Below are 6545 nucleotides of genomic sequence, written 5' to 3'. Positions count from 1 at the left end.
CCCCCCCCCGCCCCACCCCGGCCCGCCACCCACCCCTGGTTCACTCCGGATGCGGGCCCACCGGACTCGACGAAGGCATGAAAAGGCATGAAAAGCATGAGAAAGGGCCGCCGCACCACAGGAGTGCGACGGCCCGTTCCCCAGGGACCGGTGAGGGCGGTCAGCGGACGTCGCCCATCATCGCCCTGACCTTCTTGCGGTACATGAACACCGCGAAACCGGCGACCGCGGCCAGCGCCGCCTCCAGCGCCACGAAGCCCATCCGGTCGAGGTTGATCCCCCCGACGGCCGGGTTGGACAGCAGCGCGGTGACGGAGTCGCCCGCGGTGACCGCGAGGAACCAGACGCCCATCATCTGCGAGGCGTACTTCACCGGCGCCATCTTCGTCGTCACGGACAGACCCACCGGCGACAGCGTCAGCTCACCAACCGTCTGCGCGAAGTAGATCGCGACCAGCCACATCGCCGCGGCCTTGTGACCGCCCTCCGCGATCGACAGCGGGGCGAGGAAGAGGAAGAAGGACGCACCCACGAGCACCAGACCGGAGGCGAACTTCACGATGGTGCTCGGCTCCTTGCCACGCCGGTTCAGCCACAGCCACAGCCAGGCGAAGACCGGCGCCAGAGCCATGATCATGACCGGGTTGACCGACTGGTACCAGGAGACCGGGAACTCCCAGCCGAAGATCGAGTTGTCGGCGCTCTTCTCGGCGAACAGCGACAGGGTGGAGCCGCCCTGGTCGTAGATCATCCAGAAGACGGCGGCGGCGGCGAAGAACCAGATGTACGCCGACACCTTCGACCGCTCACCGGAGTCGAGGTCCTTGTCCCGCATGATCCGGGAGATGACCAGGATCGGCACGATCAGGCCGAGCAGTGTGAGCGGGATCAGCGCCCAGTTCAGGGTGAAGTGGCCGGTGCCGCCGACGACGCCGTAGAACACCACGGCGACGGCCAGCCAGATCAGGCCCTTGCGCAGGGTGGACGCCTTCTCGGCGGGCGACAGCGGGGTCGGGACCTCGCTGCTCCGCGCGCTCAGGTGGCGTCCGCCGAGCAGGAACTGGACGAGACCCAGCGCCATGCCGAGCGCGGCCAGCGCGAAGCCCAGGTGCCAGTCGACGTTCTCGCCGACCGTGCCGATGACCAGCGGAGCGACGAAGGCACCGAGGTTGATGCCGATGTAGAAGACCGTGAAGCCACCGTCGCGGCGCGGGTCCTCCGGGCCGTCGTAGAGGTGGCCGACCATCGTGGAGATGTTGGCCTTCAGGAGGCCGGAGCCGATGGCGACGAGCCCCAGGCCGGTGTAGAAGCTCGCGGCCGCGGGCAGTGCGAGGCACAGGTGGCCGAGCATGATGACCAGGCCCGCGACGGCGACCGTCTTGCGGGGGCCGAGCACACGGTCGGCGAACCAGCCGCCGGGCAGGGTGAGCAGGTACACGAGCGACAGGTACACGGAGTAGATCGCCGTGGCCGTGCCCGCGCTGAGGTGCAGGCCACCCGGGGACACCAGGTACAGCGGGAGCAGGGCCCGCATGCCGTAGTAGGAGAACCGCTCCCACATCTCGGTCATGAACAGAGTGGCCAGTCCGCGGGGGTGGCCGAAGAAGGTCTTCTCGGAGCCGGGTGTGCCCGGGTGGGCCGAGTCCTTCGTCAGGCTGGACGCCATGGTCGTTCCTTGCTGGTCGGGACGCGCCACCGCGACAGCGGTGATGCGCCCGGTGGGGGGGCCGGCACCGGTGTGTACGGCCGTCCGTCCGACGCCTACGGGGTCCGCTCCGGGGCACGGAGCGGTGGGCGGTCGCCACCGGGATCCACGCCTCTACGCGCGTCGCCGCGCGCGAGGCCCGGTCACAGGTCGTTTCGGGTCGGGCCGGCGAGAAACCAGCCCGCACACAAAAGAGACCCCCGGGGCAGACAGCCTCCGAAGGTCGCCATGGTGCTACAGGCGTTCATTCACCATACGGCAGGACACTGCCGCATATGAAAGGACTTGAGACACGGATCACAGGATACTGGGGAACCATACGCCCCCTTTCCAAGGTCCTTACGGGAATCCCACCTCTAAGCCAGAGGTCACTCAGCCTTCCCCCAGGAGGTAAGAAGCGGGTGTGTCACCGGTAAGAATCAAGGCTTCCGGTCACACCCCAGCTCAGGGCCGTGCAGGTCTACCATCACTGGCATGACCCGTGTACTGCTCGCCGAGGACGACGCGTCCATCTCGGAGCCGCTGGCCCGTGCTCTGCGCCGGGAGGGCTACGAGGTCGAGGTGCGTGAGGACGGCCCCGCCGCCCTCGACGCCGGAATGCAGGGCGGCGTCGACCTGGTCGTGCTCGACCTGGGTCTGCCCGGCATGGACGGCCTCGAGGTGGCCCGTCGGCTGCGTGGCGAGGGCCACAGCATCCCGATCCTCATCCTGACCGCGCGCGCCGACGAGGTGGACACCGTCGTCGGGCTCGACGCGGGCGCCGACGACTACGTCACCAAGCCCTTCCGGCTCGCCGAGCTGCTCGCGCGCGTCCGGGCCCTGCTCCGGCGCGGTGCCGCCGAGCCCCAGCAGCCGCCCGCCACGCACGGCGTGCGCATCGACGTCGAGTCGCACCGCGCCTGGATGGGCGAGGAGGAGCTCCAGCTCACCGCCAAGGAGTTCGACCTGCTGCGTGTCCTGGTGCGCGACGCGGGCCGGGTCGTCACCCGCGACCAGCTGATGCGCGAGGTCTGGGACACCACCTGGTGGTCCTCGACCAAGACCCTCGACATGCACATCTCCTGGCTGCGCAAGAAGCTCGGCGACGACGCGGCCAACCCCCGCTACATCGCCACCGTGCGCGGTGTCGGCTTCCGCTTCGAGAAGAGCTGAGCGGCGGACAGGCACGAGTAACCGGGTATAGGACATGCGTCGCCGACTGATCCAGTCCACGCTCGCCGTGGTGCTCGTCGTGATCGCCGTCTTCGGTGTCTCACTCGTCATCGTCGAGACCCGCACGATCAGCAACAGCGCTCAGGAGCGGGTGGAGTCCGAGGCGGTCCGGCTGGCCAGCATCGTCGACAGCCGGCTCTTCGGGGAGCAGCAGGTCGACGCGGAGATGCTGCGCGACCAGGTCACGCAGGACCACTACTACGCGGTGATCCGGCTCCCCGGCGAGGCACCCATCGAGGTCGGCACCAAGCCGGACGGTGACGTCATCACCGCGACCGAGCCCGGTGAGGAGGGCGAGACGGTCACGGTCCAGGAGCCGCGCTCCTCCGTGACCCGGGAGGTCGGCCGCACACTGCTGATCATCGCCCTGGTGGCGCTGCTGGCGGTGGTGGCCGCGGTGCTGCTGGCGGTCCGCCAGGCGAACCGGCTGGCGTCGCCGCTGACCGACCTCGCGGAGACGGCCGAGCGGCTCGGCTCGGGAGACCCCCGCCCCCGGCACAAGCGGTACGGGGTGCCCGAGCTGGACCGGGTGGCGGACGTGCTGGACGGCTCCGCCGAGCGCATCGCGCGCATGCTCACCGCCGAACGACGGCTCGCCGCGGACGCCTCCCACCAGCTGCGGACCCCGCTGACGGCTCTGTCGATGCGGCTGGAGGAGATCACCCTCACCGACGACCTGGACACGGTGAAGGAGGAGGCGACGATCGCGTTGACGCAGGTGGAGCGCCTGACCGATGTCGTGGAGCGGCTGCTCACCAATTCCCGCGATCCGCGCACCGGCTCCGCCGTCACCTTCGACCTCGACGAGGTCATCCAGCAGCAGCTCGCCGAGTGGCGTCCCGCCTACCGCAGCGCGGGCCGGGCGATCGTCAGCTCAGGCAAACGCCACCTGGAGGCGGTCGGCACGCCCGGGGCGGTCGCGCAGGTCCTGGCCGCGCTGATCGAGAACTCCCTGATGCACGGCGGTGGCACGGTCGCGCTGCGTACCCGCGTCACCGGCAACCAGGCCGTCATCGAGGTCACCGACGAGGGCCCCGGCGTCCCCGCCGACCTCGGCGCACGCATCTTCGAGCGGGCGATCAGCGGCCGCAACTCCACGGGTATCGGCCTGGCCGTGGCCCGTGACCTGGCGGAAGCCGACGGCGGCCGCCTGGAGATGCTCCAGACCAAGCCCCCGGTGTTCGGCCTGTTCCTGTCCCGCACGCCGGTGCGGAAGTCCTCCGGCGGCGCGGACGAGCCGACGATCCGCTGACCCGGCTCACCGACACCCTCTGAGGACCTCTAAGGCACCCGCTGCCCGGCCCGGGACTTCCCGGCCCGCTCCCGCTCCAGGACCGCTTCCGCGTCCGCCACCGCCTCGCGGGACGGCAGGGCGCGGAACACCCAGGTGCGGTAGGACCAGAAGCGGAACAGCGTGGCGACGCCGATGCCGAGGAACTTGAAGATGTTGTTCTGCAGCGGGGTGTTCCAGTCGAAACCGTAGGTCGCCACGTACAGGACGCCGTTCTCGATGACCAGGCCCACCGCGCTGAACAGCAGGAACATGGTCATCTCACGCGTACGGCCGGTCTTGTCGCGGTCGCGGTACGTGAAGTGGCGGAAGCCGACGTAGTTGAAGACGATCGCCACGACGGTCGCGATGACGCTCGCGCGCACCACCTGGAGGTCGGTGACGTGCCGTACCAGGTTGAACACGAGGAGGTTGACCAGCACCCCGGCACCGCCCACCGCGCCGAACTTGGCGACTTCGTGAGCGAGCCGTCGGAGCCGCGAGGCACCATGTCCCATGGTCGTGCAGGCCCCCGTCCCTTGCTTCGGCGTCAACTCAGTCATGCTAACCACCCTCCTGCGCGATCTTCCTGCGGATGGCGGTCGACGGCCGCAGATGGTCCGGACCCGGCCGGGGCGGGGCAGGAAACCGGCCACCTTGGCGCGGCCGATACTCTGGGGGAGTGACGTTCCCGGTAGTCGGCATGGTCGGCGGTGGCCAGCTCGCTCGTATGACACACGAGGCTGGTATCCCGCTGGGCATCAGGTTCAAGCTCCTCAGTGACACCCCGCAGGACTCCGCTGCGCAGGTCGTGAGCGATGTCGTCGTCGGCGACTATCGCGACCTCGACACGCTGCGCGAGTTCGCCCGCGGGTGCGATGTGATCACCTTCGATCACGAACACGTACCCACCGAGCACCTCCGGGCCCTGGAGGCGGACGGCATCCCCGTGCGCCCCGGTCCCGACGCGCTGGTGCACGCGCAGGACAAGGGCGTGATGCGCGCGAAGCTCGACGCGATCGGCGTGCCCTGCCCCAGACACAGAATCGTGTCCGATCCGCAGGACGTGGCGGTCTTCGCGGCCGAGGGCGACGGTTTCCCCGTCGTCCTCAAGACCGTCCGCGGCGGCTACGACGGCAAGGGCGTGTGGGTCGTCGGCTCCGTCGAGGAGGCCGCCGACCCGTTCAAGGCCGGTGTCCCCGTGCTCGCCGAGGAGAAGGTCGACTTCGTCCGCGAGCTCGCCGCCAACGTCGTACGGTCCCCGCACGGCCAGGCCGTCGCCTACCCGGTCGTGGAGTCCCGCCAGGTCAACGGCGTGTGCGACACGGTGATCGCTCCGGCCCCCGACCTCGACGAGGCCCTCGCCCTCAGGGCCGAGCAGATGGCGCTGAACATCGCCAAGGAACTCGGCGTCGTCGGCCACCTCGCGGTCGAGCTGTTCGAGGTCCGCAGGGCCGACGGGACCTCCGAAGTCCTCGTCAACGAACTCGCCATGCGCCCGCACAACTCCGGCCACTGGTCGATGGACGGCGCCGTCACCAGCCAGTTCGCCAACCACGTCCGGGCCGTCCTGGACCTGCCCCTCGGCGACCCGCGCCCGCGCGCCCCGTGGACGGTCATGGTCAACGTCCTCGGCGGCGACTTCCCGGACATGTACTCCGCGTACCTGCACTGCATGGCCCGCGACCCCCAGCTCAAGATCCACATGTACGGCAAGGACGTGAAGCCCGGCCGCAAGGTGGGCCACGTCAACACCTACGGCGACGACCTGGACGACGTGCTGGAGCGCGCCAGTCACGCAGCCGGCTATCTGAGAGGCACCATCACCGAATGAGCCCTGTTGTTGGCATCGTCATGGGGTCGGACTCCGACTGGCCCGTCATGGAGGCCGCCGCCAAGGCCCTCGACGAGTTCGAGATCCCCTACGAGGTGGACGTCGTCTCGGCCCACCGTATGCCGCGCGAGATGGTCGCCTACGGCGAGCAGGCCGACGAACGCGGGCTCAAGGTGATCATCGCCGGGGCGGGCGGCGCCGCCCACCTGCCCGGAATGCTCGCCTCCGTGACCCCGCTGCCGGTCATCGGTGTGCCCGTGCCGCTGAAGTACCTCGACGGCATGGACAGCCTCCTGTCGATCGTGCAGATGCCGGCCGGTGTCCCGGTCGCCACGGTCTCCGTCGCCGGCGCCCGCAACGCCGGTCTGCTCGCGGCCCGCATCCTCGCCGCGCACGACGAGGAACTGCGCGGCCGGATGCGCGAGTTCCAGCAGGAGCTCAACGACCAGGCCACCGAGAAGGGCAAGCGCCTGCGCTCCAAGGTCGAGGGCACGGGCGGCTTCGGTTTCGGCGCGGGGAAGTGA

Annotated in this window: 6 protein-coding genes; 4 read left to right on the top strand and 2 right to left on the bottom strand. The window is 69.6% G+C overall.

What is annotated here, in order from left to right:
- Nucleotides 1–160: 160 nt before the first annotated feature.
- Nucleotides 161–1666 carry a peptide MFS transporter gene (locus IE97_RS0135225; protein ID WP_030250394.1) on the bottom strand — a complete coding sequence of 502 codons (1506 nt, stop codon included), beginning with the start codon at nt 1664–1666 and terminating at the stop codon, nt 161–163.
- Nucleotides 1667–2179: 513 nt separating this feature from the next.
- On the opposite strand from IE97_RS0135225, the gene IE97_RS0135220 reads away from it, so the two are divergent.
- On the top strand, nt 2180–2857 hold the full coding sequence (locus IE97_RS0135220; protein WP_030250389.1) for a response regulator transcription factor: 678 nt from the start codon (nt 2180–2182) through the stop codon (nt 2855–2857).
- A gap of 34 nt (nt 2858–2891) precedes the next feature.
- Nucleotides 2892–4169, top strand: coding sequence for an ATP-binding protein (locus IE97_RS0135215; protein WP_030250385.1), 1278 nt, complete (start codon nt 2892–2894; stop codon nt 4167–4169).
- Nucleotides 4170–4198: 29 nt separating this feature from the next.
- Here the strand turns inward: IE97_RS0135215 and IE97_RS0135210 are convergent, their stop codons facing one another.
- Nucleotides 4199–4705 (bottom strand): GtrA family protein, encoded by a 507-nt coding sequence (locus tag IE97_RS0135210; protein ID WP_030250382.1) that lies wholly within the window; start codon nt 4703–4705, stop codon nt 4199–4201.
- 164 nt (nt 4706–4869) lie between these two features.
- Between IE97_RS0135210 and IE97_RS0135205 the strand changes: the two genes are divergently transcribed.
- Entirely contained in the window at nt 4870–6021 is a 1152-nt protein-coding gene (locus IE97_RS0135205; RefSeq protein WP_030250379.1) for a 5-(carboxyamino)imidazole ribonucleotide synthase, read from the top strand.
- On the top strand, nt 6018–6545 hold the full coding sequence (purE, locus tag IE97_RS0135200; protein ID WP_199807131.1) for a 5-(carboxyamino)imidazole ribonucleotide mutase: 528 nt from the start codon (nt 6018–6020) through the stop codon (nt 6543–6545). Before IE97_RS0135205 ends, purE begins: the two co-directional genes overlap by 4 nt.

It is taken from the genome of Streptomyces sp. NRRL S-455 (assembly GCF_000717875.1).
In the GTDB taxonomy this organism is placed as follows: Bacteria; Actinomycetota; Actinomycetes; order Streptomycetales; family Streptomycetaceae; genus Streptomyces.
This window is presented reverse-complemented; position numbering and strand designations above follow the sequence as displayed.

Bases quoted from the DNA above. Each gene is read 5' to 3' on its own strand.
- IE97_RS0135220 (WP_030250389.1), top strand. From the start codon at position 2,180: ATGACCCGTGTACTGCTCGCCGAGGACGACGCGTCCATCTCGGAGCCG.
- IE97_RS0135210 (WP_030250382.1), bottom strand. From the start codon at position 4,705: ATGGGACATGGTGCCTCGCGGCTCCGACGGCTCGCTCACGAAGTCGCC.
- purE (WP_199807131.1), top strand. From the start codon at position 6,018: ATGAGCCCTGTTGTTGGCATCGTCATGGGGTCGGACTCCGACTGGCCC.
- IE97_RS0135215 (WP_030250385.1), top strand. From the start codon at position 2,892: ATGCGTCGCCGACTGATCCAGTCCACGCTCGCCGTGGTGCTCGTCGTG.
- IE97_RS0135225 (WP_030250394.1), bottom strand. From the start codon at position 1,666: ATGGCGTCCAGCCTGACGAAGGACTCGGCCCACCCGGGCACACCCGGC.